We start from the raw sequence: 24,645 nt of genomic DNA on the forward strand, positions 1-24,645 counted from the left end.
TTTAAACTCCTAAAAAATTTTGAATCCGTTTGCCAATCCAACGCATGACTGGCACTGCCATGCTGTTGCCTATCACCTTGTAACGCGGTGAATCCAAACAATTTTCTACAGGCTTTCCCCGATAAGGAATTTTAGTCCAATCATCGGGGAATCCTTGTAATCGTTCACACTCAATTGGTGTTAATCGCCGTAATTGTTGAGCTGTATAAATTACATTTTCTTTACCGCCGTTGCAGCCCAAGCAATGCGCTCTATTTATACCGATAATCGGATCTTGTGTGCCATGTACAACAATCGTTTCAGAACCATAGCCCATCGTTCCGCCTGACGATCTAACCGTTCCGGCTATGTTTGTGTGTTTGAATTGAGCAAAGCGGCTTTCAGTAAAGGCGGCAATATCCTGTTGCGTTTTTCTGCCCGATTCAATATTCCCTTGCACGCCTTTTCGCTCAATAAGTATTTCCCCGCCACGTTTTTTTCTAGCACTTGCGACAAGGAACACTCTTTTGCGTCGTTGTGGCACGCCGAAAAATTGAGCGTCGAGAATCCGCCACTCTGCATTTCTTTTTTCTCCAAGCACAACACCAGCGTTTGCCCATTTTTTCCCTGTTGCTCGTAACGGCTCATAATCAGTTAATCCCCCAAGTAAGCAGCCAAACGCATTATCTTTAGTATTTAATACGCCCGGCACGTTTTCCCACAAAATCATACACGGTGATAATCTTTTTCTCAGCCGCACTTTATCTATAGCATCGGCAATCTTGACAAATTCAAGTGTTAAACTTCCTCGATCATCGTCAAGGCTTCCACGTTTTCCGGCTACGCTGAACGCTTGGCAAGGCGTGCCACCGACAAGTACATCTGGAGCAGGTAACTGACCCGATAAAATTTGCTCTGCAACGCCCAACATATTGCCGATATTCGGCACATCAGGGAAACGATGCGCCAATACGGCACACGAAAATGATTCTATTTCCGAAAACCACAAAGGTTGTGCAAAATCGTGCCAAGCCACACTGACAGCTTCGATGCCCGAACAAACAGATCCATAAGTAAATTTATTCATTCCTAACCCCGAAGCTCCCCACCTAACAACGCATAACTGGCAATATCGCGCCAATGGTCTTGCTGACTTGGATCACCGTGTATAATTCGGGTGATATTTAGCATGATCATGTTTAGCGCATATTTATGACTGGTACTTAAATTCTCTGCGTCATAAATAACCATCTGCAATGTCTCAAAATCAATCGCCGCAACTGCAAAATTTTCATGCGTTTTTTCTTTTTCGTTCAATAATTGTTTAATGTTTTCCATAATTCACCCTCGTTAATTAATAAAAATTATTAATATCCTGATCTTTCCCAGTTGTTTTATAAACATAATTTCGTTTTACTTGCGCCAACTTTCGACACTCACCACAACAATCAAACTTATTATTAATATTTCTAATCGCTTTGGCTCTGCGCAATGTGTAATTTCCACAAATACAACGACAGACCCATTTGTTATAAACGCCTTTCAGCAATCCAATAACAGTTAACTTTCCTTGCTTTCTTCCGGTTAAATCCTCAAAATCGGAATTATGAAATAAAGAACTTGGTCTTTTCTTCCATGTCGGATAGGGTGATTTTTTAAATTCGTCATGGTTGGAGTTTTCAACTTCAAAATGCACCCCCTTTGATACAACTAACGCAGCCGTTTTATTTATCGGCACCAAATATCGGTTCATCTATCCCCCTTAAACCTAATTTCCCCATATTCAGCGGACAAAATCCGCCCGTTGTTCAACCGCACTTCACCGTTTTTATCCAGTTCATGCAGTTGTTCTTCCGTCAGCCGAATTTTTTTGTTCAAAATCCAACCGATTTTTTTGCTTATCAAGCTCGATAATCGGGCCGATATGCCTAAATTGAGATCCATTCTGCTGTCAATCCCTGAATCGCTTATTTTTTGCTCCGTACAGTTATTGACAGAACTCCAAGGCGCACTGCGTGCGCTAATATTAGCCTCGCTACGCTCGGTAGCTTGTGCCGGTTGCGCCGTTTTCTTGACTAACTGAAACTGTTTTAATCTCGTGAGAATTGGGCAAGAAGCCAGTTTCTGATTAAAGAAACCGATAATTTTCTTGCTGATTTCACCGAATTGATTTGGCTTGCGGTCTTCGTAAGCGGTGCGGGCTTGCAGCTCGTTGCGCTTCACAAACGGGCCACCTTGCAAGTTGATATACTGTTGCCAATCTCCCACATCGGCAGCTGTAATCAGCTCGCTAAGTGACTGATCGCCGTTCACCGGCTCACCGTGTTTGCGACGTAATTCACGCCACACCGTCACCGGCGCACCGCCGATTTGTTGGAATTGACGAATACGCCAATGGCTCGCCCACGCAGAAACGTTTTTCGCCATATCACGCAGGCTTTCGCCGGTTTCTTCGTCTTTGTCGTCTTCGCAGGCGTAGCCGTCGATATTTTTCGCAATGTATTTTGCGATGTAGCCAGTTGCCGACCCTTTATCCCAGTCAATACCTGTTGCGGTGAAACGGTGTTCCGCTGCGCCCAGCTCGTCGGGGCATTCAAGCAGGGCATAGTGCCGGAATGTATCGCGCACAATCTGAACGTGTTCTTGCTCCATGAATAACAATAAGTGCCAGTGCGGTGTACCGTCGTGGTGAGGCTCAACCACCCGAAAGCCGAATGTCTTCACCCCTTTGCGGTCAAGACTGGAGCGCACACGGGCAAACACATTGCACAAATAGCGGTGGGTATCAATCGGGCTTGAGAAGTTCCATTTTTTGACAAAGCCGCCTTGTGAATGTACTGCATGATAAGCACTCGGCGCCGTCAGCGTGTAAAACTCACCGGCATAGCCGAACACTTTCGCAGTTTCTTCAAAACCGCGCATACGCACCATTAATTCACAACGGCGTACTGCAGGATTCGAAACGGTTTTATAAAACATCTCGTCTAAGCCGATGCGCTCGCTGTCATCATCAACATTGACTAGCTCCATCTGCTTGAAGAATTCACGATTCTTGCGTTTCTGTTCTTTCCAGCGTTGCAACGTTTGATAGCTGACATAAGGCGAAGCTTTTTTTTGTACTTGACCCACGGCAATGCAAGCGTGTTCTTGGATCACATTGCGCAAGCGCAACAAGCGGCTGTGCCACCAAGATTGACTTTGCATTTTTAAAAGTGCGGTATCCATGCGCTTATCGTCCAATAAGCCTTTTTGAAAAGTGTCGTAATGCGGTGGCGTTACGCCTTGTTGTAGTGTGTAATAAGCAACTTTCTGATATAACGCATTGATAATCTGCTGAATTTCGTTTTCATCATCAATCGTACCGGCGCGCTTCTCAATGTATTTTTCCTGAAATTCATTGACCAAGAATTTCACTTCATGGGCGATAGTCTTAGATGAATTTTCAACCTGTTCATCTGAAAATTCATCTAAACCAATCACCCGCCCAAATTTCGGATAGTTCACTGCAACCGCACTGGGATAACGTTTCATCACGTTTTCCAAACGGTGCAGAATGCCTTTTTCCATGGTTGTGCGAATCCATGTATTCGCCTCACGCCGCCCCATGCCTTGATTGACCGCACTTGAAAAAATGCGCATATAGCGTTTGACGAAATACTTCGACAAGTAATCCGGCATACCGGCGATATACTGATTAACAAACGGAAACAGCTCGTCATTGAAGTTAAACAACTCCAACTGCTGCATTCTCAAACCGTCCGGCGCAGGCGGTTGATACGGTTGCGGCGGTGCCGCACGCAAGGCTTGCGTTTCTGCCAAATAGGCGGCATTTGCCGCCATATTTGCATCACGTTCCGCTTGCCAACACATTTGCTGCTGGGTTTGCATAATTATTTACCCTGAAAACGAACAGCAAATAAAAAGAAAAAACCAATAAAATAAATTCCGGCAACAATTGGAAAGTTTAAATAAGCTAGAGTTACACTGAATAATATATTTAAAATAAAATCAAAAATGCAATATGGCTTGCTATAAATATCACGGTCAAGTTTAAAAATTGCACCAATAAGAGCCATGAAACCTAAAAATGAAGCTATAATTAATGCAAATATTTTTAATCCCTCATTTCCAAAAAATAACAAGCCTAACATTATTGAGTAAATAATAATTTCAGAAATGATTTTTTTAATATTCAAATCTACAGTATTAATATTCATATCAAACTCCTTGCTCCAAACTCGCCAAATACTCACAATTCAACTCGTGATATTCGCGTAACGTCGCCGCCGTTTCGCTGATCACCTGCTGCATTTCGCTGACGCTCAACTGCTCATAAGTCGTCAACGCAAACAGACACAACACGCTTAACAGCGCCTCGACCGAATCAACCGGTTTACCGATTGGATCACACAATTCTTCGCCCTGTTGAAACAACACTTCTTCAGCGACAAATTGATTACCCTTTTTTGTCACCCGCACTTGCGCACCACAGCCTAAAATCACTTCCATTATTTGCCCCTCATTTCATCAATCGTGCAGCGCACAAAATATGCCAACACTAACAACCCGAATGCACAATACACTGCGCCCGTAATAATCAACGCCAAAATGCCGATATTGATTAATAAATCCATTTGCTACCCCCTTAATTGCACTGCTAAATCGGTATGCCGCTTCACCTCTTCCACGGCATGAACTAATTCCCCAAAAATAAATGCCGCTTCTTGTTCCTTTTTTGCCTTTTTCATTGCGACAAATTTGCTGAACAGTTGCTGATAACGACGAGTGAACACCTCACCACATTCCAAATGCCACATATAATCTGATTTCATACCACAACCCCTGTTTTTAATCTGTTGCTCATACGCTCAACCATTTTTTGCGTTTTCTCGATCTGCATTAACTCGGCATAACTAAAACTGTCGGCGGTGCGCACCTGCCCGAAACGGCTTTCGCTTTCCAATCCCGAACGCTCACACCACCATTTCAGTTCCGACGGTGTAATTTTTGCCAAACGGCAACGCAAATTTTCAATGTGCGCTGCGGCCAATGGCGCACGCAAACCACCCCAATCATTTAACGCCACCGTTTGCATAGTCATCGTTACCGCCCCAACTTCATCAACAGCCACTGCAAAAAAGTGCGTTTTGGCTTTTGTTGCTGCTGCAGTTCTGTGATTTTTTCTTCCAACAAATCCAACAACAGGTTCACATTGGCATTCACACGATATTGATGACCGTTCACCCGCCCTTGCCGTTTTGCCGCATTCTCAAGTGCGGTCACACGCTGTTCCAGCTCAAACAAATTCACCCGCTTTTTGCCGTAGGCTGTCACTTTCTTATGGTTTTTCTGCTTAATCATTGTTCAAATTCCTGTTTTTAGGTTGCAAAAATCCCTCGGCAAAATTTCTCGAAATTGAGAAAGTCCGCCGATGGCTCGGTTAAAAAATGAAAATTAGTGGTTTATTCCAGTGGCAAATCCTGCTGATTCGGGTCAACCTGCAACAACGGCTTATTGATGCTTAATGCCTCTTGCCGCTCGTTGTAAATCGGCGTTTCCAGCTTATAGATTTCCGACAGCACATGATTTTTCGCACCGCAGTTGTTGCAAATCAGCAGCACATTAATCGTGCGCATTCCCACTTTTTGCGACGTGCGCACCCGCTGATTACGGCTGCCGCAGTTCAGACATATGTGATCGATATTTGCCATTTATTCACGCCCCTTTGATTTTGAGTTGATCAAATTCTGCAATCCTCTAATATAGTCTTCACCCGATTCAATTAACCCGGTAAAAATAGTGAGGTCGCCCGATGAATGAACATAATGCTGATACAGCCGAAAATGTAACGATTGAAGATTTGCAAGCACAGATTGAAGATCTGGCAGCGCAGAATTTTGACTTGGTGAATCTGCTTGAACGCCAAGATTATCAACTGGAAGCAACGCAAGTGATTTTGCAAATGCTGTGTTTGCTGCTTTCTGAATCTTCCACCGTTCAAGCAAAGCGCCTACAAGACAGTGTTTCCCTGAATTTCTTAGCAATGTGCGCTGATAATCCAGATATGCAGGTTGAGTTTCAGCAGGTTTTTGACAAGTTTTTTCAAAATCATCAATAATAACTTGCCCGCCACAAGACGGGCATTTATTGTTATCTTGGTTTTTATTACACATTACACACCTCTGAATAGTGATTTTATGAAAAATGATATAGTTGATTATGTCGGTTATGTTTTCTTAATATTGATGGTGATGTCATATCGGCATTTAATTCTCATTCCCGAAAGGCATTTTTACCTGCAATATTTTGGTATTTATGCACTTATCTTAATTGGCTTTATCGTCTATAAAACAAACAGAAAATACTCAAAACAGGCTACAGCCCAATTGCAAACTTACTACCTACTTGCTATTTGTATTGTTGCATTCGCACTTGGCGGATTTAGCCAATCTGAACTACAGCAGCTACATTTTAATTTCAGTGATAATCCAGATGACGCAATCCAACAATATCTTGAGCTTAAAACCCTTTTTTATGCACTTGGTATAATTCTGTTACCCAAATTGCTTAAACAATCTAACCAGCATTTCAATCAAATCAGGGGATCTGATAATCACATTCAATAGTAGCAATACAATGACTATCTTTAATTCGTGCTGAAACATCACACACCACCTTAGTTAATTGATTAAGTTACTTCGTTAAATCGCCACACCGCTCGCCCAAACTGTCGCAGCTGCGCCGCCAGAACTGGAGCTTCATCCGCAACTGCCTGCGTTGCTTGAGCGACTATTTGCATAGGATTTCGCTTTCTTTGCTGCCCGCCACAAGACGGGCATTTTTTACACTGGTCACACATCACATACCTCATTTTCTTATCAAAATTAGTGCAAAAATCTACTCTCACTGTCTATATATTGAATATCCAATTTATCTGCTGCGGTTACTTTTTTATTAGCTTCCTTATTAGCCACTCTTTTTGTAAAACCTAAGCAAAAAAAATCGCAAATAACGAGCGCTTTTTTTAATTGATCATTATCAAGTTGATCACAACAACATATAATGCAAATGCTTAACATTAGTAAAATATATTCAAATTGCTTGCTCATAATTTTTTTTGAAAAGTCATATCCCAACGCTTCTATTCTTTCTTTGGATAATTCAAAATTTTCGAAATCGTCAGGAAACAGATCTAAAATGCTTTTTGCTGTCGCTAAATCCATAATCTATCCTCAAATTTGTTATACTCACTTCTCCATCACAACCAAAAGGAAAACGTTATGACCAATGAAGATGAAATTATTGAACTGACAGTTGAGAACCAACAGATGGCTCATCGGCTTGCAGCGGCTCGTCTTGTGCTTGAGCTATTTCAAAACACAATGACTTCAGCGCAGAGTTCGCAATTGCATGAGATGTATCAACGTACACGCGACCAACACTTAAACAATTTCGACCTTGATGAAGATCAAGCAGAAGAGATTGAAGCATTGTTTGATTTGCTTGAAGCCGTTCTACACCTGTCCCCAAATCAAACAGCGTAAACGAAATACGGTATTTGCCGTTTTCATCTTGCTGAATAAAAAATTTACCGGTTGCAGACCCTGTTAATTCAGGGTTTGTTTTTTCCTTACACACCACACACCACCTTAGTTAATTGATTAAGTTACTTCGTTAAATCGCCACACCGCGCGCCCGTAGGGCTTCGATGATCAGCGTTCTTGCCATGGCTGAACGTGAATCCAGCAAATTTTTTTTCATTTCCACGTCCAACACGGCTAATTCGTCCGGGCGCAGTTTCACATGCACATTTTCTTTTCTGCCTAAAGTTTGAGATCGCTCACGCTTTGTCATATAGACAACTCCCTGATTTATTGGTAAATTTCTATCTATCATTAGATTAATGATGAATTAATCATTTATATGGTATTTTATACCAAAAAAATGGATTTTCAACAACAATTTTCATTTTTTATGGATTTTATTATGCGAGAACTAAATGTTGAGGCTGTCTTGGAACGAATGAAAAATATCGTTCAGGTCAAAACTGACAAGGATTTGGCTGGTTATCTGTTTGCAAAAACAACGACTTTTTCAAATTGGAAAAAGAACAATAGTATTCCGTTAGAAACATTGATCAGTTTTGTTGATAAGCACAATTTATCTATGGACTGGCTTATGTTTGGAAAAGAAAATTCTGCACCACAATTAGGGGTTGCAGAACAGATGATGCTTACTGCATTTAGTAACCTTGATGATAAGCAGAAACTTGAGGCGATTGGCTTGTTAAGCGGATTGGGGAAAAGTGCGGTAGGTGGTAAAAATATTTTCAACGATAATACGAATATTGGTGTTATGACAGATTCAATTACCAAGCCGATTACACAGCATTTTGGCAAAAGGAAAAAATAAGATGAAAAAATTAATATTTGTTCTTGCAATAGCCCTTTATATTCCGTATGGGTTTTCATCGTCATTGCCCAATAAATTAGCAAAAGATTTTAAAGGGCTTCAGATAGCTGAACTTACGATTGAAGATGATACGCTTTGGATAAAATTAGATCGTAATAAAATCACTGTCGACGCGTTAAAAAACACAATTAATTCCTCTTTTTGTAGTAGCGTAAATCAAAATATTTCCGACTGGAAAAAGCTAAATATAAAACAGGTTGCCATGACAAATAAATTTGGCTTGCAAGGCTATATTTTTAAAGGTGGGATTGAAGAGTGTTTAGATATTTGGAAACTTACTTCTGATGAAGTAAACACTAAATATATGAATGATAATTATATAAAAATGCTCTAGGGAATATTATGAAAAAATTTTTATTACTCCCTTTCATCGTATTATTTAGCATAACTGCACAAGCTGCCCTCAAAGCGCAGCAACCTGAAACTACTATCGAAGTGCCTTTTACTAAAAATGCCAATGGGGTTGTGCAATTTGATTCGATCAAAGCTGTTTTTGAAGAAACTAGCGGTGAATATTTTGAAGACGATCGTACATTAAAAATTATTTCCCAATCACCATTAAAAGTGCAGGCATTTAATTTATTCCCTGATCGTGCTACGGCAGAATTTGCAGAGGGAGTTATCGAATCACATTTTATTTTTCATGTGTACCGCACTTTTATTCATAGCGATGTGGATAGCATAGATTTAAGTATCACGCCGATTTATGCTGAATCCAGAAAACCTTTTGGCGCAACGATACAAGCGAAAATAACAAGACAAAAAGCCCTAAGAATATTACAACAGTTTAGCAATGCGCGGTCATTCGATGATCTAATTTCTTTAGATCCAAATGCTGAATATACCTTTGTCGGGTTAAGTCCGTCAGATCTTTTTATGTCATTAGCAACCGGAAAACAACATAAACAAGTTTTATCTGCTTTAATTAATAAATAGTTAGTGCCGTTTATTTAAGAATAACGAAAAACAGGGAAATAACATGAAAAAACTATTATTTATTATGCTTTTTTCCGCAATGCCATTACTTGCCGCAGAAAAGTATTCCTGTGATGAAGGACGTGGTAAATATTGCAAGCATATGAGTTCCTGCGCCGAAGCAAAATATTATTTGAATAAGTGCGGTATCGGGCGTTTAGATCGCGATAACGACGGCATACCCTGTGAGAATGTTTGTCGGAAGTGATGTATTAGTGATTGTTTTATTAGTCGGTTGTTGTATATGGAAAAAGAAGTAGAAACTCCAGCAGTCCAAATTGGTGTTGTGCATACTGGAAATAAATTAGAAGTTCACCAACATTTTTTACGTCCGGTTGATCGGCAGAAACTGATTCGGGATCTGATGTCATTCAAAGACTCGGACCCGACTTTTTTTAAGCTGGTACAAAATATCTGCACCGAACTGCACGGCAATTTCATGTTCAGCAAACTGCCAGACGGTGAATTAAAAGCCCTGCACGAAGTCAAAAATTTGGTGTTCGGCTTATACCAAGAAAAAGAACAGCACCGGCTGGAAGTGATTAGCCTGTCGCAACAGCTGCAACGTTCACCGGTGCAACGGTTTATTAGGAAGTTGTTGGTGGATTGAAATTTATAGTGAATGGAATAAATGAATAAAAATACTTGGCATTTATTTTGTGATGAATCCGGCATAAGTGGTAAGCCTTATTATGCCTTTGGTTCGCTTTGGATTCGTGAAGATCACATACAGGAATTTGAGACTGCAATGCAGGCACTAAGAACGAAACATAATTGCCAAGATGAAATTAAATGGCAAGCGGCAAATTCTAAACGATATTCTGCTTTTTATGATGAAATTATCAGTTATTTTTTTCAAGCTGACTATCTCTTTTTTAATTGCCTTTCTGTTCAGTTATCCATAGTTAATAAAACTTTTCATGATGGTGATTATGAGGTGGCAAAACAAAAGCATTTTACATCCCTTATCACCAATAAAATAATTACTTCATTATCACGTAACAAAATGAACAGATTTATTATAATTGTTGATGACTTGCCGTTTAGCTACAAAAAGGCAGATGAATCAATGCACATCATCGCCAATAATATTATACGGCAGAAAACAGGCGTATGTAATGCAATTTTAAAATTGAGTGAAGTTGATTCAAAACAGTCTTACGGCGTGCAGCTATGTGATTTATTACTTGGTGCAGTATTAAGTGTTTATCAGAATGATTCATCAGCGATACGTAAAAAAGAACTTGCTATGTTAGTTGCGGAACATTTAGGGTGGGATCATTTAAAATATGATACATTTGGTACTGAAAAGAAATTTAATATTTGGAATTTTTATGACCCGACAAAAGGACCTAGAATCACTCAAACAAAGGGGGTTGATTTAAAATATCCTACCTTTTATTCAAAAAAATAAGCAGACCTTTCAGCCTGCACGGTGAGCGTCCTCAAGGACTTACATATTATAAAATATCGCCCAATTTCCCCACTAGGCGGAATCCACATAAAGAAGCCGCCTCTGTACCCTTTATGCGCTTGTTCTCGTGCCGAACAAGTAGCGAAGTAATAGTATACCACCAAGATCGGTAAATCAATGGATTTACCAAATTCTATTAAATTATATGAACTGTCTCACAAAAATACGGTAAAAAATCACATCAGGGATTTAATTGGTTTCAATATCCAACTCAAACTCTACTGCCGTGGTATAACCCCCACCACCGATACTATGCGTGACCTTGGTCACAATCCATTTTGTGCTGTCAATCTGCGGTTTAAAGCCGTTCAAAATTGCCGGCAGTTCCGGCATGAGTTCGGGATTGCCGACGGCAAGGGTTAATGCAAAACTGGCAACGCCACGTTTCAGTTTGTCGTAAGCCGCTTTGGCGGCGTTCATCGCTTCCGCTTCAGTTTTGTAGCTGTGGCGCAGGGTCTTCATCTGATTTGCGTCGCTTTCCACGGGTTCGGTTTGCACCAACACATTATATTTGCGTTTGCTTTGCCGTTGCCCTTTGACTGTACCGTCTTTCAGCGTGCGTCCTTTAGTTTGGCGGTGCTGGCGTTGGATTTCGCTGTTTTCGTCGATCACCACTTCGCCTTTTTTACCCGTATCTAAGTTGTACCAATAAGCACGCACGGCACTGTAGTTGTCGCTTTCATTCAGCGAAAAGCGGTAACTATCACCACTGTGCCGGGTGATTTGTACTTCCGGCAAAGGTTGGCCGCTCGCCGTTTTCATTTGCCCAGCTTTGATAAACAGCAAATGACCGTTTTTCACCGTAGCGATTGCGTCGTAATCTTCTGCTAGTCGGGTCAGCAGGTTGATTGTGCTTTCGTTTGTTTGGTCGAGGTGGGCGATCAGCTGATTTTTCAACGGCTCGCCGCACAGTGGTTTCAAGCCGTTTTCTTTGGCAAGCTGTTCAATCAATGCGCCGATGCGGATATTGTCAAAACTGCGTTCTTGCTTGGTCAATAAACTGCCCATCATGTCCGCACTTCTTGCCCGAAACGTCAGCTGGTCCGGTGCGCCGCTGAATTCGACTTCATCCACCGTGAAGCGCCCTTTTTCCACTAACGGCTTATTTTTCCAGCCGATTGCCAGTTCGATTTCTGCGCCTCGGCGTGGAATCTGTAGTGTGCCGTCATGGTCGCTCAAGCTAATATCCAGCTGATCCGCCTCAAAGCCGCGGTTGTCGGTCAACGTGAGGCTGATCAAACGGTCACTGATGAGCTGGGTAATATTTTTCTCACCTTGCTTGTCATGCACAATCACGCTGAATGCCGGGGTTTTATGGTTGCTGTCAAACAGTTGCATTAAATCATTCCTAACATCTGATCGGTAAATTCTAACAACATCGAATTGTTCGTGCGTTTCAGCGTCATGGTGAAATCAATCCGTCGGGCCGCACCGTCTGCGAATAGAAAAGAACGGGTTTCGCTGATGGATTCAATTGCGAAGAAGCCAAAAAATTCAAAGTTGCCGCCGATTAATGGGTAAGATTTCCCCATTTCCGCCATTAATTCGAGCAATCCAATGCTCATTCTGCCGCCGGTGATCGAGGGCATTAACGTGCCGGAAATGGTGATCGTTTCGCTCTCTTTGCCGGTGTATTGGCTTGCCGGCAGCCGTCCGACAATCGAGTTTGTCGGGTGTCGCCAGTTGAGCTGTCGTTGCAGTTCTTGAAAGGGGATTGTCTGCAAGTTGAACACAAATAGCCCCAATACCATCATTGCCGCATTCTGAATCATTTTTTGTCCTCATTTGGTTTACGGAAGCAAAAACAACAAAAGTGCGGTTGACCGCACTTTGCTTATTCTTGTTCGTATTGACTGCGCTCGCGTGCCTTTTCGCGCCACGTCATCAATTCGCTTAACGTCATATCATCGAATGCGCTCGGCTGCCAATGAAACACGGTAGCAATATCGGCGATGGCGTCTTCCACGCTTGCCGGAAGCAACAGCGGTTGCGGTTCGTCTTGCGCTAGGCTTCCAGTGTCGCCGTCGGTTCGGCTTCGGTTTTCACGAAAAAACCGATAGTCGCCGTGGTCAGTTCGGTGAAATCTGCTGGGTCTAACGCCAACAACTCATTTTTATTGATACTCGGCAACGTGATACGCGGCAGCAGCGTGATATACGCGTCTGTGTCCAGTTGCAGCAAGTCGAACATTTTCAAGCCCTTTAGTGCCGGCACAGTCGGTTTCATTACTGTGATTTCGCTGATTTCGTTCGTGCCGCGCTTAATCGGCTCTTGCAGCGTGACAAATTTGGCATTTTTGGCTTCGGTTTGGGTGTCTTTTTTGGTCATGATGTTATTCCTGTTATGCTTTAAAAAAGCCCCCTTTCGGGGGCAGGGTGTGTGATTTGGTTACAGTCCAATAGCGGCGCGATGTTGGCTCATTAAATCTGTGCCATTGACCACATATACCAAGTTAATCATGTCAATTTCCACCAGTGTTTCACCGGCAACCACTAACTTGTAATACGTCAGTGCCGATTTCACCGTGTGTTCGGTGTCGTCGCCGACTTTTGCATTGCCGGGGTCAATTTCGGTGTGCCGGCCACGCACGACAACCTCGACCGCTTCCACGTCGCCGGTGTCGTCTCGCTGATAACTGCCGGCAAAGCGCAGAAGTTGCCCGTCGATTTTCGGATTGCCAAATTGCTTGAAGATTTCCGGCATAATGCCACCGTATTTGTGTTCGATTTCCAGTTTTTCTAAACCTAAATCAATATCCACTTCGCCGAGCATACCGCCTGCGCGGTAGCTTTCGGCTTTGATTGCCAGTTTCGGCACGGTGACTTCGGTCGCTTGCCCGTGATAGCTCACGCCGTCGCCGAATAAATTCATCTGTTTCAGTTTGCGAGGTAATGCCATTGTCTAGCTCCTTTCCTATGCTGCGGCGACTTTGGCGGCAAAGTCGATTAAATAACTGTCGGTGATGCGTTGGCGGAAATTCAGATTTTCCAGCGGCGGCACAGGGGTGTAATCGTAATCAATGTACAATTTGCCGTCTTTCAGCACCTCTTTGCTATTGATTTCACCGTCAAACCACGCCTTACCGTCCACGATATAGCCTAAGTTTTTCAGCTCACGGAATTTTGCATTAATGCCTTCCAGAATATCTTTCACCAGTGTTGGCGTAATCGGTTTATCCATTGCCCACGCATGCGCTTCGGCGATGGTGTCCGCCAATACTTGTGCGGTGCGGGTATAGTTCTCAAACGCAAACAGCGGATCATCGGAACAGGTGCGCGAACCCCAAAAGCGATAACCGTTGAAGTTGATCGGCACGGTGACTTTCTTTTCATTCAGATAGTTTGCGTCGGTGCTGCTATCTTGAATGTCAAATGTGATGTCTTTGGTTACGCCGCTCACACCGCTCACGCCCACATTGGATAGCGTTTTGTGCCAACCTATGGTTTTGTCGATATAAGCTCGCAAGCCCAACGCACGTTCCACGCTGTAGGTTGTCGCTTTGGCTTTGGTGTTTACATCAAAGGTGATGAAATCACCGTGGATCACCATAATTTCGCGTTCGCTGAATTTTTTCTGATAAGCGACGGCTTCTTCCTTGGTTTTGCAGCCATAAGCCGAAACATAGGCAAAACCGCGCAATTTTTTAGCAATGCTTGCCAACTCTTTTGCTACGTCTTCATCATCGAATTTCGGTACGCCTAAAATGCGCGGCTTGACCGATAATTTAGACTGCGCCACTAATAGCGCTTTCAAGCCGGTGTATTTGCCCTCTTCGGTCACAGTGCCGATGATATTTGCTTTGGTGGTGTCTGCGTCGTCATCTTCGTTGACCCGCACGATCACGCATGGGGTATTCACTTGATCCGCAATTGCGTCAAGTGCCTGCGCCAGTGTGCCTTGTTTCCCTGCTTTAGCAATAGCGGCAAGTGGGTTAGTGATCAAAACGGGTTCGTTTAGCGGGAAAGTGTCTGCGTCGGCATCATTAGCGGTGCAAACCATGCCGATAATTGCGGTTGAAATTGTGCGAATCGGACGTGTGCCATCGGTGAGTTCGATAACGCGAATGCCGTGTAAATATTCATCTGCCATAAAATTAGCCCTTGGAGTTCTTGTGGATTCAAGGGCTATTGTGATCGGCTAAAGTGCGGTTGTCGTGCGGTTGGGCATGTGTAGCGGCGTTTGACAAAAATAGACCGGAATATTCCACATCAGAGCTATTTTTTGTGGTAAAGGGCAGCTAAATCATTCGGTGAATACTGTTCCGGCTTTTCCAGCTCCAGCATTTCCGCGCACCATTCTGAACAAAAGTACTTCGATTTAGCGTGGCGAAACGGCAGCACGATACCGACTGCACCGAACCAATCATAGCGTTTGCCTTGTGTGCGGTAGAAAAACCAAATCAGCCGGTCTTCATCTAATTCGACAGGGATTAAATCCCATTTGTCCGGCGGCAGTGGCATGATTTTTTGCCGCACACCACCGTCACGAATCGACGCCGAACGACAGCAATAATTACCGTCATAACTTAGATAAGCAATCTCACAATGCGAATACTCGCCACGCGTCAGTTTGCGAGTGAACCAGTCACTGAAACGCGCTAAAAGTGCGGTTGGGTTGTTGCCTGTTTTACGTCCTTTATACAATGCCAAATACACATTACTCATAAATTTCGCTCCAACCCGTAGAAAAATCATAATCTTGTGGATTGTCCGCTGATAGCATTGCAACACGATGCTTTTCTGCATTTGCAAAATCAGCTTGTTCATGTAGCACCATCGCTACAATCAATTCATTAAGCAGTGATGGCGTCATAGTCACAAATGAGTTATTCATTGTTTTCCATTGTAGATTAGCGGGTAGTGCCGGTAGCTGATGAATCGTCAAATACTGTATCCGGCTTGGCTCGTCTGTATGAAACCATTTATCAATCGTTTTTAAGTAGACGCCGCTATGCGTGCGACGGTAGCGCTCATTTTTAATCAATTCCCACACAGTTTGCTGTTGTTCTGATTTTAATTTCAACGCATTATCAGCCGATAATATCCACGCATTATTATCCCAGTGATGATATTGTGACGGCGGCGGCAATAATGTCAGTGCGCTATCTAAATCACCCAATTCGGTGATTTCTTGCTGCACTTTAGAGTCTTTTTGATAAGCTATTTTTCCACGATAATCCGGCACATATTGCCACTCATTATTAATTAACTTGACTCCGAATCCCTCTTTATCATGTGGCGGTTGAGTAAATGTGCAGTTATCGGGCAATGTAAAATCAAAGACTGTGACAAGATGCTCCCGCCCCAAATCATCATAGTATTTTGTCCCAAGCTTAGTTGTGTTATCTATAGTTGTGTTATCCATATTTTCTCCTTAGGTCGTCTACGCTGTGCGGAACCACATATACACTTTGATATGCCGTCCCATAACATTAATTGTTGCACCACTTGTACCTGTGTTATTGATAGTAACGCTATGGCTGTGTGCTCCAACAGCAACACTATGAGTATGCGCACCGGCACTATTGATATAAATTGGAAGTTTCCAACCGTTGTTGTATGTACCGTATGTGCCTTGCCCTCCAGAATGTCCGCTATTGCCCGCCCACTGGTCGCCAGTGTGAGTATGCGCACCGGTACTGTTTGTATGTTTAGTACCCAAATCCGTATTTGCAATAGTCGCGGTATGGCTGTGTTGAGGTATAGGTACAGCCGGTGTATTGCTGCCGGTGATATTTTTAGTTGCTTGTCCTGAATTGGCACTGTATAACGCAACATCACCAGCAAGCAATGTCCATGTTCCCGGATAACCATAAGTCGACGGATTAGCGGCATTAACCGTTAATAATAAGTGCCCCACCGGAAACAGTCTTGTGAGTAAACCCAATGATTCCGCACCTTTTTCGTATGCTTTTTTGACTGCATTTTCCGTTGCTGCTTTCGTTGTACTCGTGCCATTTGTTATATCAGATAACTGGACGATTCCTGCTGCTGTAGTGCTTGCTTTATCAATAGCATGCGTATGGCTTTCTGCAGTTACTGCATTAGTTGATGTGGCAGTAATTGGCGATGGTGTACCGAGTGTAAAAGTGCGGTTTGTACTCAAATTTCCGCCGCCGGTTAAACCGTTTCCAGCCGTTAAAGTACGACTTGTTGGTACGCTGTCGAGTGCGTCAATGCGTTTCCATGAAGCAAATGAGCCTGTACTGGTGGTGTTGCGGATATAGCGTCGGTTACTGTCCCAAATTGTATATTCTTGTAACCAGCCATATGTAGATTTGCGCACCTCCAGCACACCGGCTTTAACTTCGGGATAGTGCAAGGCGGCAGTTGCACCGGCATTGTCATCACGATAATAAGAACCGGCAACCTTGACTGTATCCAAATCTTCTGTGGTGAGTTTTTTCAACACAAAATCCGCAATGCCATAGCCCGAAAGCGTTGTCGCTTTGGTTGCTTTTTTACCAATTTCGTTCAGCAGATTTGCGCTTAAATTAGCATTGTTGCCCATCGCTGCAGCTAACTCTTGCAACGTATCTAACGCCGCAGGGGCGGAGCCGACTAATTGCGCTATCAATGTTTTGACAAATTTGGTTGTCGCAATCTGGTCTGTGTTGGTTGTTGCCGCCGCCGTTGGCGCAGTTGGTGCGCCGCTGAATGCAGGGCTTGCTAACGGGGCTTTGGCATCCAGTACACTTTCTAGCCCTGTGATTTGATTCATGCCGTGATTATGCACCGTGGCGGCTTTGCCGTTTGCAAGGTTATATGCCGCATTAGCTCTATCCATTGCAGTTTTTGCAGCAGATTCGGTAGCCGCTTTTGTTGTGCTTGTGCCTGTTGTGCTGGTTGATAGCTGCACGATACCTGCAATACTTGTTGTCGCCTTGTCAATTGCATGCGTATGACTTTCTGCAGTTACTGCATTAGTTGATGTAGCAGTAATTGGCGATGGTGTACCGAGTGTAAAAGTGCGGTTTGTACTCAAATTTCCACCGCCGGTTAAACCGCTTCCGGCTGTATAAGTGCGACTAGTCGGCACGCTGTCGAGTGCGTCAATCCGCCTCCATGTCGTCGGAAATAAGCCACTGCTTTGTGTATTACGCACATATCTGCGATTACTATCCCAGACAGTATATTCTTGCTGCCAACCAAACGTGGACTGCTTCACCACTAGCGAGCCCGCTTTCGCTTCCGGATAATGGCGCTCACTTGTTGAGTTTGCATTGTTATCTTGTTTATAAAATCCCGCGACTTTTACAGTATCTAAATCTTCCGTGGTCAACGTTTTCAGCGCAAAATCTGTAACATCGCTTATCTTATGTGTATGAGTTGCATTTGCTTTGCCGCTTGCAAGTGTGTGTGCAGCGTTAGCTCTGTCCATTGCGGTTTTAGTTGCTTTAGTCGTAGAGGCTTTTGTTTCCCCAGAATCGGTAACAGAGCTTGATAGTATTACTGTACCGCTCTTTGCCGTTGTCGCTGCCGCTGTTGCGGTTTTGAGTTTGTCTTGTTCGGCTTTCAAGTACTTTGTGCGGTTAGCGAGTTGCTGCGCTTGCTTATTCGCAATGCCGTCTTTGCCGGCAACCACCGGATCGGTTTTTTCAAGCTGATAGATACCGCTTTCAAATGTGCTGGTTTCGGTGAGATTTGCCATTGTTTAAGCTACTCCGTAAGTGTATGTGCCGTCATAACGGATCACGTTGTTGTATAAATATTGTGCTTGCTCAAAATGCAATCCGGCGAGGTGACAGCGTGCCGGTGCGGTATTATTCAGCAAGCGTTTAACTTGTTCGGCTTGTGCAATGCTGACAGGGCGTTTTAGATAAATGCGATACATCGCCCAATGGATCGCTTCGTCGCCGTAAAAATAGGTTCCGTCATATTTGGCGGTGCCGTCATAGCGTTGCAAATCCAAATTTTCTAAAATCGTTGCGTCGCCGTATCCTGCCGACTGCAAAACTCGCCGAATGCTGGCAATCGTACCTTTTTGTTTATGCAGTTTTGCGGCTTCTAAAATCGTGTTGCGTTTCTGTTCTTCGCTCCAATTATCGTCCCACTCGTCAACTGACATTGACCATGCCAACCAGCCCAATAATTCAACAGGACAATAGCGGGTGTGCCAAAGCGCAGTGATTGGTGTTTCGATGTCAAAAATTTGCGACAATACCGCCGATAATCGGGCTTCAAGTGCGGTTTGATTCGGTGGCAATAATTTACTCATCGAGGCCCCCAATCGTGATATTGATTGCTGTGCAGTAACCGGCTTGGCTTGGTTGGATCACTAAATCCCGTGTCGGCACAGTCAGTTTTACGTTTTGCACACCTTGTTGATGCAGTGCCGCATAAATGCCCGAAAGGGTGATGTCATGTCCCAGTTTGTGTTTTTCGTTTGCAAAGGCTTGGGCGGCGGCATTGACTTGTTGCAAAATTGCGGCTTCGGCAGTTGACGGATACAGCGTGAGTACGGCATTTATGCTGTAGCTGACAATGGTCGCTGACTGTACAAGTACGGTATCTGTCAGTGGCCGCACGTCTTCGGCGTTAAGTGTGGTTTTGACGGTGTTGATTAAAGCGGTATCTGCTTGCCCTTGTCCCTTAGTCGATAACACAGTCACTTGCACTGTACCGGGTTTTGGGCTACTGATGTCGGCATCTTTGACCGCACTTGAGGCGGTCAGGGTATGAAACAGATAGCTGTTTTTCGGGCCAGCGGTGGTGAAGCCCTCAAGAGATAACTGAATGCGCTGGCGCAGGCGGTCATCACTTTCGCCGATTTGTTCAGTCGGTGGGTTGGTACTGTCATCTGCTGGCTGAATAATCAAGCGTTTTACACCGTAGAGCGCACCCAGTTGATCCAAATCACTGCCAATAGCGTAGGCAAGCATAACGCCCTTGGCGGCGGCATTAATCCGCGCGCGCAACAGCGTTTCCAAGTATGTATTTTCTTCTAACAATTTGGTGACGGGATCAGATTCCATCGTTAACCGCTTCGCCCAGTACGTTTGTTCGTCAGCCGCAAAGCGGTTGATAAAATTTGTTTTGCGTGCCGCAAGCAGGGTTTCAAAGTCCAATTCTTCAATGATTTGCGGCGCAGGCAGTTTTGATAGATCAACTTGTCGGCTCATTGCATTAACCCCAATTGGTTAAAATTTAGCGATTGATTGCCATTTTTCGTGGTTGCGCTGATGTCGGCAGTCAGGCGATATTTACTTTCTTCGGCAAACTGCACCGCAAAGGCGGTGATGTCTATGCGCGGCTCCCAGCGTTGCAGAGCGACAATTGAGGCGGCGGCAATTTGCAAAGCAAGGGCATGACTAATTGGACGGTCGAGCAACATCGGCAAAATGCTGCCGTATTCACGCCGCTGAATGCGTGTGCCAACTGCGGTTTGTAAAATATCAGCGATACTTTGTCGGATATGGGCGGTTTCGTCGTTAAGCATTAATCCGCTTTCTCTGTTCATTTTGTCGGTTTTCCTGTTTTAGCCGGTCCCGGCGTTACGCCCTCATGTGGGTGATTCATTTGGCTGATACCGCCTGCGATTTGATCACCGGTGCTTTCGATTTTGCCGTCAACGTTTAAATTGCCGTTGATAGTGTTATTCGGGCAGTTGATCACGAGGTTTTTCACACCGATGATAGTCAATGTGCTGCTGGCTTGGTTATAGACAAAACGTGCGCCATCGGCGAATTCGATCACATGTTCATTGGGGCTTTGGCTTGGGGCATTGCCTGCGGTGTAGATGCCGATAATCACCAGTGCGGTTGTCAGTTCACCGCTCAACGAGATGATTAAGCACTGTTCGCCCACCGTCGGCGGCGACCATGTTTTTGTCGTGCCGGCACGCATGGCGGCAAACGGTAGCCAGTCAGTCAAAATCGTCCCCGACCGCACTTTGACCCGTGCAAGCGTATGATCCACTTCGGCAATCAAGCCAAAGCGGTGCATATTTTCAAGGCGGCGGATAACGTCAGCGAGTGTTTTCATAAACCGCATTTTGAGCGGTGAAAGTGCGGTTGTCGTGGGCTTGGCGGTGTTGATTGAGCTTTGACAACGTAGTAAAAATAAATAAACATTTTTGTTTATTTTATCTTGACAAGATAAACATTTTTGTTTATTATTAACCCATCTTAAAACACACGGAGAAAACATGAAACAACGTGAATTTTTAAGATGGCTGAAAGCTCAAGGGGTAGAGACGAAAGAAGGTGCAAACCATATTAAGCTCTACTATAACGGCAAACAATCCGTTCTACCGCGACATGCAAGTCAGGAAATCGCAAAGGGAACGGAAATTGCAGTAAAAAAGCAACTCGGTCTAAAATAATCAAAGCCCCTCAATTGGGGGGCTTTCTTGGCAACAAAAAGAGGATTATTTATGTTATATCCGGCAACATTTGAGAAAGAAGAAACGGGCTACAGCGTGACTTTTCGGGATATTCCGGAAGCGATTACCTGCGGTGATGATTTGGATCATGCGCTGTTTATGGCAAAAGATGCGCTATTGACGGCGATGGATTTCTATTTTGAAGATCATCGTCCCGTGCCGCAGCCAAGCGCAGCGCAAGAGGGCGAATATTTAATTGAATTACCGTTAAGCGTGTCGGCGAAAGTGCTGTTGTTGAATGAAATGATTGCGCAAAATATCAGTAATGTAGAGTTGGCAAAGCGTATTAATGTGAAACCGCAAGAAGTGCAACGGATCACTAATCTTGCACACGCAACCAAAATTGATACTATCGGGCGTGCTTTTGCCGCGCTGGGTAAAAATTTGAATTTAAGCGTTGGTTTGTCAGCATAAACCAACATAGAAGACGGGGCAATCGCCCCGTTTTTTAATCCCGATCGCGTAAGCTACTACGCAGTTTCGCTTGCCGTTGCCGTTCGGCATCCTCTAACGCACGTTGTACCTGTTGCGCAATCTGCAGTTCATTTTGCCCGGCGGCGGCATTGATCGTGATATTTACCGTCATCGGGCTGTGTAGCTGTGCCGCTTGTGGTTTTGCCGCCAGTGGGGGGCGATTATCAATCGTAAACGGCTGTGCTGCCACGCTGGTTGCAACCCCTGCCGACAGTGCCAGTGCGCCCAGTCCTTTTTTTGCATAGTTGAGCATATTCAGGTTTTTCACCCCGATCCGGCTCGTTGCCTCTTTTGTCATCACATATTCACCGGCGTGGACGATACCGGCAGGGGAGTATTTGTAACCGTCGCCAGTGTAGCCGCCGCGTGCGTGGGGTTTGAGTTCTTCCACCTTTTGGCTGGTTGAAACTGGGATAAGTTGCGCCAGTTGCTGTGCGCTATCCAGTGCTTGTGTGCTGTTTTTGATTGAAATTTCTGATTCAACCGCAAAGCCTAGTTTCTCTTTAATCCAATCAACACTGCTAGAAATTGCCGTTTTTACTGTTTCAAAGGCTTTTAAAATACCCGCTTTCATCGAATCCATAAATTTTGTACCAAATTCAGAAAAACTATTCGGCAAATCCACACCGAACCAACTTAGTACCTTGGTGAATATTTTTTTGAAAAAGTCTAACGGTTTAAAATCAGTAATAGCTTTTCCTATGTTGGCGATGCCATCACTAAAAAAGGTCTTGATGTTGTTCCAAATGTCGGAAATAAAATTACTCACTGGCTGCCATAGCGTTTTTATTGTGGCAGTGAGCATATTCCATTTTTCACTTAAATAAGTGCTAATGGTTGCCCATATTTCGCTTGTTTTTGTTTTCACACCTTGCCATAAATTCGCAAACCATGTGCTAATTGTTCCCCAGTTTTTGTAAATTAAGTACACCGCGCCAGCAACCAAGCCGATTAAGACAGCAATTGCGGTGATAACAGGGTTTGCTATTGCTAATGTAACTAATTTAGCCGCTAACCACATTGTTGCTTTACCAACAGATAACAAGGCACTGCCGACTACTTTCAAGGCGCTGCCAACAAGTCCCAAAACTGGAACAATAACCGCTAATAACATTAAAAACGGTGCAAGCGCTGTTACAGCAACACCTATAATGGTTGTCCATTTTATCAGTGTTACCGCAAGTGCTTTGTTTTCGCTCACCCATTGCGCAATGGATTTGATATAACCAGCAATGCTTTGCATAGCTTGCCAGCCTTCATCAGCTAATTCTTTAATAACAGAGCCAATTTTTTCAGCCCATTGCTGCAGCTCTCCATTTTCTGCCATTTTGTCCATGGTATCGAGAATAACTTGGAGTTTATCTTTTAAAGCGGAAAACGCTTCGCTTTGCATGATCATGTTTTGAAAACGAATCCATTGGTCTTGTAAGTTTGACCAAATCCCCATTAAGGTTTTAGATTGTTTTTCCATTGCGCCAGAATATTTTTCATTCCAGATTTTTTCTAACGTTTCTTGGATTTGTTTGCGATTGTTTTTATTAACTTTTGCGCTGCGCTGTTGTCCAGTTTTATCAGTATAGGCGTATTCAATCAAGTTTGAGCCTTTAACCACACTTCCCTTGATCCCAAATTCTTTTAATCGCTCGTTTTCGCCTGTCACAGCATCGGCAATCGCTTCAACCGCTTGCATAACAGGTTTACCCATGGCAGATGCGGTATCACCTAATGTGGTTAGAAGACCATTTGTCGGATCCATGCCATAGGCACGCAGGCGGACGAAAGACTCTGTAACCTCATTCAGTTCATATGGCGTTTTGGCAGCAAAATCGCTGATCCAATTCATGCTTTGTTTGGCTTTTTCTTGGCTGCCTTCAGTGGTTTCTAGAACTGTTTCAAATTGCTCAAACTGCGCCGCAGTTTTTGCAATACTGACAACGCCACGCCCAATATTTGCCACTGGTGATAAAATTTGCCGCCCCATAATGTTCGCGCCAAATCCAGTCATGGCGATATTTCGCCCTTGCTGATAAGCCTGATTAAACCGATTTTTCACCCGCGTCACAGCATTAAGCATTTTGGCTTGTGTGGCGAGAACCAAATTTGTTTTTTTCAGCGATTTTTCCAGTTTTGCTTGATCTTGGCTAAAGCTCTCGGTATTAAAACCAGCCTCATTTAACTTGCCTTTTATCTCTTTTAGGCGAGTAATATTTTTTTGGTAGGCGTTATCCGTCCCTTTTAATGTGTTTTTTTCTTTTTCCAGTATTTTTTCACTGTCGCTGACCGCTTTGCCTAAGTCATTATATTGGGTTTTAAGCTGCTTTACCTGTTCAACTTGCCCTTGAATTGCCAGTTTGTTATCTCGCATTTTGCTAGCAATATCAGATTTCATGTTGCTGATAATTTTATTCTTAATAGGGTCACTGGAATATTCAATTGATTTATTCAAACGGCTATATTCACGCTGTTGAATTCGCATTCTTTCCAGTGCTTGCGTGGCTTGCCCTAATTTTCCCCTAACACTCGCTAATGTGCCAGCTTGTGTTTTATGGGCATTTTCTAACTGTTGAATATTGATTTTTGATTCACGCAGTGTCTTGTTATATTCAACGGTTTCTGATTTCAGTGTTCGAAATTTATCCGCTAGCACTTGTGTTTTTTCAAAGCTATTCATCAATTTTGTTGTTTTTTCAACTTGTTGCTGCAAACCACCAAGCCCCTTAATACCCGCTTTAATTGGGGCTGTCATTTTATCAACGGCACTAAGAACAACCTGCAGTTGTAAATTATTTTTGTTCATTGTCTATCTCCTTGAATAAATTAACCGCTTTATAGTGCTGGTTTCATTGCTGGCTTTGTTTGTTTTGGCTTGTCATTATCATTGACAAACC

The 24,645-nt window shown here is 43.6% G+C and carries 38 protein-coding genes; 11 read left to right on the plus strand and 27 right to left on the minus strand.

Features of this window, described 5'->3' with window-relative positions:
* Position 1: 1 nt before the first annotated feature.
* From B8880_RS05095 to B8880_RS05140, 11 genes are all read right to left on the minus strand, one after another.
* Entirely contained in the window at positions 2-1,066 is a 1,065-nt protein-coding gene (locus tag B8880_RS05095; RefSeq protein ID WP_084256543.1) for a DNA cytosine methyltransferase, read from the minus strand.
* A 2-nt stretch (positions 1,067-1,068) separates the two neighbouring features.
* The gene (locus B8880_RS05100; RefSeq protein ID WP_084256544.1) at positions 1,069-1,317 is read right to left on the minus strand and encodes a hypothetical protein; all 249 of its coding nucleotides are present in this window, start codon (positions 1,315-1,317) and stop codon (positions 1,069-1,071) included.
* Between the two features lie 16 nt (positions 1,318-1,333).
* Positions 1,334-1,732, minus strand: a complete 399-nt coding sequence (locus B8880_RS05105; RefSeq protein ID WP_084256545.1) for a hypothetical protein — start codon at positions 1,730-1,732, stop codon at positions 1,334-1,336.
* Positions 1,729-3,867 (minus strand): replication endonuclease, encoded by a 2,139-nt coding sequence (locus tag B8880_RS05110; protein ID WP_115306415.1) that lies wholly within the window; start codon positions 3,865-3,867, stop codon positions 1,729-1,731. The genes B8880_RS05105 and B8880_RS05110 overlap by 4 nt, the downstream gene beginning before the upstream one ends.
* Positions 3,868-3,869: 2 nt before the next feature.
* Positions 3,870-4,196, minus strand: a complete 327-nt coding sequence (locus tag B8880_RS05115; protein ID WP_084256546.1) for a hypothetical protein — start codon at positions 4,194-4,196, stop codon at positions 3,870-3,872.
* Position 4,197: 1 nt separating this feature from the next.
* Complete coding sequence (locus B8880_RS05120; protein WP_084256547.1) at positions 4,198-4,488, minus strand: hypothetical protein; 291 nt, start codon at positions 4,486-4,488, stop codon at positions 4,198-4,200.
* Positions 4,488-4,613 carry a hypothetical protein gene (locus B8880_RS14750; RefSeq protein WP_260337770.1) on the minus strand — a complete coding sequence of 42 codons (126 nt, stop codon included), beginning with the start codon at positions 4,611-4,613 and terminating at the stop codon, positions 4,488-4,490. The genes B8880_RS05120 and B8880_RS14750 overlap by 1 nt, the downstream gene beginning before the upstream one ends.
* 3 nt (positions 4,614-4,616) lie before the next feature.
* Positions 4,617-4,811, minus strand: coding sequence for a hypothetical protein (locus B8880_RS05125; RefSeq protein ID WP_084256548.1), 195 nt, complete (start codon positions 4,809-4,811; stop codon positions 4,617-4,619).
* The gene (locus B8880_RS05130) at positions 4,808-5,080 is read right to left on the minus strand and encodes a hypothetical protein (protein WP_084256549.1); all 273 of its coding nucleotides are present in this window, start codon (positions 5,078-5,080) and stop codon (positions 4,808-4,810) included. The genes B8880_RS05125 and B8880_RS05130 overlap by 4 nt, the downstream gene beginning before the upstream one ends.
* Positions 5,081-5,082: 2 nt before the next feature.
* Entirely contained in the window at positions 5,083-5,340 is a 258-nt protein-coding gene (locus B8880_RS05135) for a hypothetical protein (RefSeq protein WP_084256550.1), read from the minus strand.
* Between the two features lie 101 nt (positions 5,341-5,441).
* A complete protein-coding gene (locus B8880_RS05140; RefSeq protein WP_084256551.1) occupies positions 5,442-5,690 on the minus strand; it encodes a hypothetical protein in 249 nt (82 codons plus the stop codon).
* A gap of 101 nt (positions 5,691-5,791) precedes the next feature.
* Between B8880_RS05140 and B8880_RS05145 the strand changes: the two genes are divergently transcribed.
* Together B8880_RS05145 and B8880_RS05150 are read left to right on the plus strand one after the other, a co-directional pair.
* Positions 5,792-6,097, plus strand: a complete 306-nt coding sequence (locus B8880_RS05145; protein WP_084256552.1) for a hypothetical protein — start codon at positions 5,792-5,794, stop codon at positions 6,095-6,097.
* A gap of 79 nt (positions 6,098-6,176) precedes the next feature.
* Positions 6,177-6,605 carry a hypothetical protein gene (locus B8880_RS05150; protein WP_115306414.1) on the plus strand — a complete coding sequence of 143 codons (429 nt, stop codon included), beginning with the start codon at positions 6,177-6,179 and terminating at the stop codon, positions 6,603-6,605.
* Positions 6,606-6,863: 258 nt separating this feature from the next.
* On the opposite strand, the gene B8880_RS05155 is transcribed toward B8880_RS05150, so the two are convergent.
* Positions 6,864-7,202 carry a hypothetical protein gene (locus B8880_RS05155; protein ID WP_084256553.1) on the minus strand — a complete coding sequence of 113 codons (339 nt, stop codon included), beginning with the start codon at positions 7,200-7,202 and terminating at the stop codon, positions 6,864-6,866.
* Positions 7,203-7,259: 57 nt separating this feature from the next.
* On the opposite strand from B8880_RS05155, the gene B8880_RS14380 reads away from it, so the two are divergent.
* Positions 7,260-7,523, plus strand: a complete 264-nt coding sequence (locus tag B8880_RS14380; RefSeq protein ID WP_159460721.1) for a hypothetical protein — start codon at positions 7,260-7,262, stop codon at positions 7,521-7,523.
* A 130-nt stretch (positions 7,524-7,653) separates the two neighbouring features.
* Here B8880_RS14380 and B8880_RS05165 read toward each other — a convergent pair whose 3' ends face one another.
* Positions 7,654-7,833: a hypothetical protein gene (locus B8880_RS05165; protein ID WP_084256554.1), complete on the minus strand. Its 180-nt coding sequence runs from the start codon at positions 7,831-7,833 to the stop codon at positions 7,654-7,656.
* A 132-nt stretch (positions 7,834-7,965) separates the two neighbouring features.
* Between B8880_RS05165 and B8880_RS05170 the strand changes: the two genes are divergently transcribed.
* Genes B8880_RS05170 through B8880_RS05195 form a run of 6 tightly spaced genes read left to right on the plus strand, consistent with a single transcriptional unit; the run spans position 7,966 to position 10,840 of the window.
* The gene (locus B8880_RS05170; protein WP_159460722.1) at positions 7,966-8,391 is read left to right on the plus strand and encodes a helix-turn-helix domain-containing protein; all 426 of its coding nucleotides are present in this window, start codon (positions 7,966-7,968) and stop codon (positions 8,389-8,391) included.
* Position 8,392: 1 nt separating this feature from the next.
* Complete coding sequence (locus tag B8880_RS05175; RefSeq protein WP_084256556.1) at positions 8,393-8,785, plus strand: hypothetical protein; 393 nt, start codon at positions 8,393-8,395, stop codon at positions 8,783-8,785.
* Positions 8,786-8,793: 8 nt separating this feature from the next.
* Positions 8,794-9,387, plus strand: coding sequence for a hypothetical protein (locus tag B8880_RS05180; RefSeq protein WP_084256557.1), 594 nt, complete (start codon positions 8,794-8,796; stop codon positions 9,385-9,387).
* Between the two features lie 43 nt (positions 9,388-9,430).
* On the plus strand, positions 9,431-9,634 hold the full coding sequence (locus tag B8880_RS05185) for an excalibur calcium-binding domain-containing protein (RefSeq protein WP_084256558.1): 204 nt from the start codon (positions 9,431-9,433) through the stop codon (positions 9,632-9,634).
* A 36-nt stretch (positions 9,635-9,670) separates the two neighbouring features.
* The gene (locus B8880_RS05190; RefSeq protein ID WP_084256559.1) at positions 9,671-10,036 is read left to right on the plus strand and encodes a hypothetical protein; all 366 of its coding nucleotides are present in this window, start codon (positions 9,671-9,673) and stop codon (positions 10,034-10,036) included.
* Between the two features lie 21 nt (positions 10,037-10,057).
* Positions 10,058-10,840 carry a DUF3800 domain-containing protein gene (locus B8880_RS05195; protein WP_115306413.1) on the plus strand — a complete coding sequence of 261 codons (783 nt, stop codon included), beginning with the start codon at positions 10,058-10,060 and terminating at the stop codon, positions 10,838-10,840.
* A 249-nt stretch (positions 10,841-11,089) separates the two neighbouring features.
* Here B8880_RS05195 and B8880_RS05200 read toward each other — a convergent pair whose 3' ends face one another.
* From B8880_RS05200 to B8880_RS05260, 13 genes are all read right to left on the minus strand, one after another.
* A complete protein-coding gene (locus B8880_RS05200) occupies positions 11,090-12,238 on the minus strand; it encodes a phage late control D family protein (RefSeq protein ID WP_084256560.1) in 1,149 nt (382 codons plus the stop codon).
* Entirely contained in the window at positions 12,238-12,672 is a 435-nt protein-coding gene (locus B8880_RS05205) for a phage tail protein (protein WP_084256561.1), read from the minus strand. The genes B8880_RS05200 and B8880_RS05205 overlap by 1 nt, the downstream gene beginning before the upstream one ends.
* Before the next feature lie 62 nt (positions 12,673-12,734).
* Positions 12,735-12,881, minus strand: a complete 147-nt coding sequence (locus tag B8880_RS05210) for a GpE family phage tail protein (protein ID WP_084256562.1) — start codon at positions 12,879-12,881, stop codon at positions 12,735-12,737.
* Positions 12,882-12,904: 23 nt separating this feature from the next.
* Positions 12,905-13,228 carry a phage tail assembly protein gene (locus tag B8880_RS05215; RefSeq protein WP_084256563.1) on the minus strand — a complete coding sequence of 108 codons (324 nt, stop codon included), beginning with the start codon at positions 13,226-13,228 and terminating at the stop codon, positions 12,905-12,907.
* 60 nt (positions 13,229-13,288) lie between these two features.
* Entirely contained in the window at positions 13,289-13,798 is a 510-nt protein-coding gene (locus B8880_RS05220; protein WP_084256564.1) for a phage major tail tube protein, read from the minus strand.
* 15 nt (positions 13,799-13,813) lie between these two features.
* On the minus strand, positions 13,814-14,989 hold the full coding sequence (locus B8880_RS05225) for a phage tail sheath protein (protein ID WP_084256565.1): 1,176 nt from the start codon (positions 14,987-14,989) through the stop codon (positions 13,814-13,816).
* Positions 14,990-15,114: 125 nt separating this feature from the next.
* Positions 15,115-15,564 carry a hypothetical protein gene (locus B8880_RS05230; protein WP_084256566.1) on the minus strand — a complete coding sequence of 150 codons (450 nt, stop codon included), beginning with the start codon at positions 15,562-15,564 and terminating at the stop codon, positions 15,115-15,117.
* Positions 15,557-16,264, minus strand: a complete 708-nt coding sequence (locus B8880_RS05235; protein ID WP_084256567.1) for a DUF4376 domain-containing protein — start codon at positions 16,262-16,264, stop codon at positions 15,557-15,559. Before B8880_RS05235 ends, B8880_RS05230 begins: the two co-directional genes overlap by 8 nt.
* Positions 16,265-16,282: 18 nt before the next feature.
* Positions 16,283-18,550, minus strand: a complete 2,268-nt coding sequence (locus B8880_RS05240) for a tail fiber protein (RefSeq protein WP_084256568.1) — start codon at positions 18,548-18,550, stop codon at positions 16,283-16,285.
* 3 nt (positions 18,551-18,553) lie between these two features.
* Positions 18,554-19,117: a phage tail protein I gene (locus B8880_RS05245; RefSeq protein ID WP_084256569.1), complete on the minus strand. Its 564-nt coding sequence runs from the start codon at positions 19,115-19,117 to the stop codon at positions 18,554-18,556.
* Positions 19,110-20,021 carry a baseplate assembly protein gene (locus tag B8880_RS05250; protein ID WP_084256570.1) on the minus strand — a complete coding sequence of 304 codons (912 nt, stop codon included), beginning with the start codon at positions 20,019-20,021 and terminating at the stop codon, positions 19,110-19,112. Before B8880_RS05250 ends, B8880_RS05245 begins: the two co-directional genes overlap by 8 nt.
* Positions 20,018-20,359, minus strand: a complete 342-nt coding sequence (locus B8880_RS05255; protein ID WP_084256571.1) for a GPW/gp25 family protein — start codon at positions 20,357-20,359, stop codon at positions 20,018-20,020. Before B8880_RS05255 ends, B8880_RS05250 begins: the two co-directional genes overlap by 4 nt.
* On the minus strand, positions 20,356-20,883 hold the full coding sequence (locus B8880_RS05260) for a phage baseplate assembly protein V (RefSeq protein WP_084256572.1): 528 nt from the start codon (positions 20,881-20,883) through the stop codon (positions 20,356-20,358). The genes B8880_RS05255 and B8880_RS05260 overlap by 4 nt, the downstream gene beginning before the upstream one ends.
* A gap of 163 nt (positions 20,884-21,046) precedes the next feature.
* On the opposite strand from B8880_RS05260, the gene B8880_RS05265 reads away from it, so the two are divergent.
* The gene (locus tag B8880_RS05265; protein WP_084256573.1) at positions 21,047-21,223 is read left to right on the plus strand and encodes a type II toxin-antitoxin system HicA family toxin; all 177 of its coding nucleotides are present in this window, start codon (positions 21,047-21,049) and stop codon (positions 21,221-21,223) included.
* A gap of 51 nt (positions 21,224-21,274) precedes the next feature.
* Complete coding sequence (locus B8880_RS05270; protein ID WP_084256574.1) at positions 21,275-21,697, plus strand: type II toxin-antitoxin system HicB family antitoxin; 423 nt, start codon at positions 21,275-21,277, stop codon at positions 21,695-21,697.
* A gap of 34 nt (positions 21,698-21,731) precedes the next feature.
* On the opposite strand, the gene B8880_RS05275 is transcribed toward B8880_RS05270, so the two are convergent.
* Complete coding sequence (locus B8880_RS05275; RefSeq protein ID WP_084256575.1) at positions 21,732-24,554, minus strand: tape measure protein; 2,823 nt, start codon at positions 24,552-24,554, stop codon at positions 21,732-21,734.
* Between the last annotated feature and the right edge of the window lie 91 nt (positions 24,555-24,645).

It is taken from the genome of Pasteurella testudinis DSM 23072, from assembly GCF_900176075.1.
Lineage (GTDB): Bacteria > Pseudomonadota > Gammaproteobacteria > Enterobacterales > Pasteurellaceae > Chelonobacter > Chelonobacter testudinis.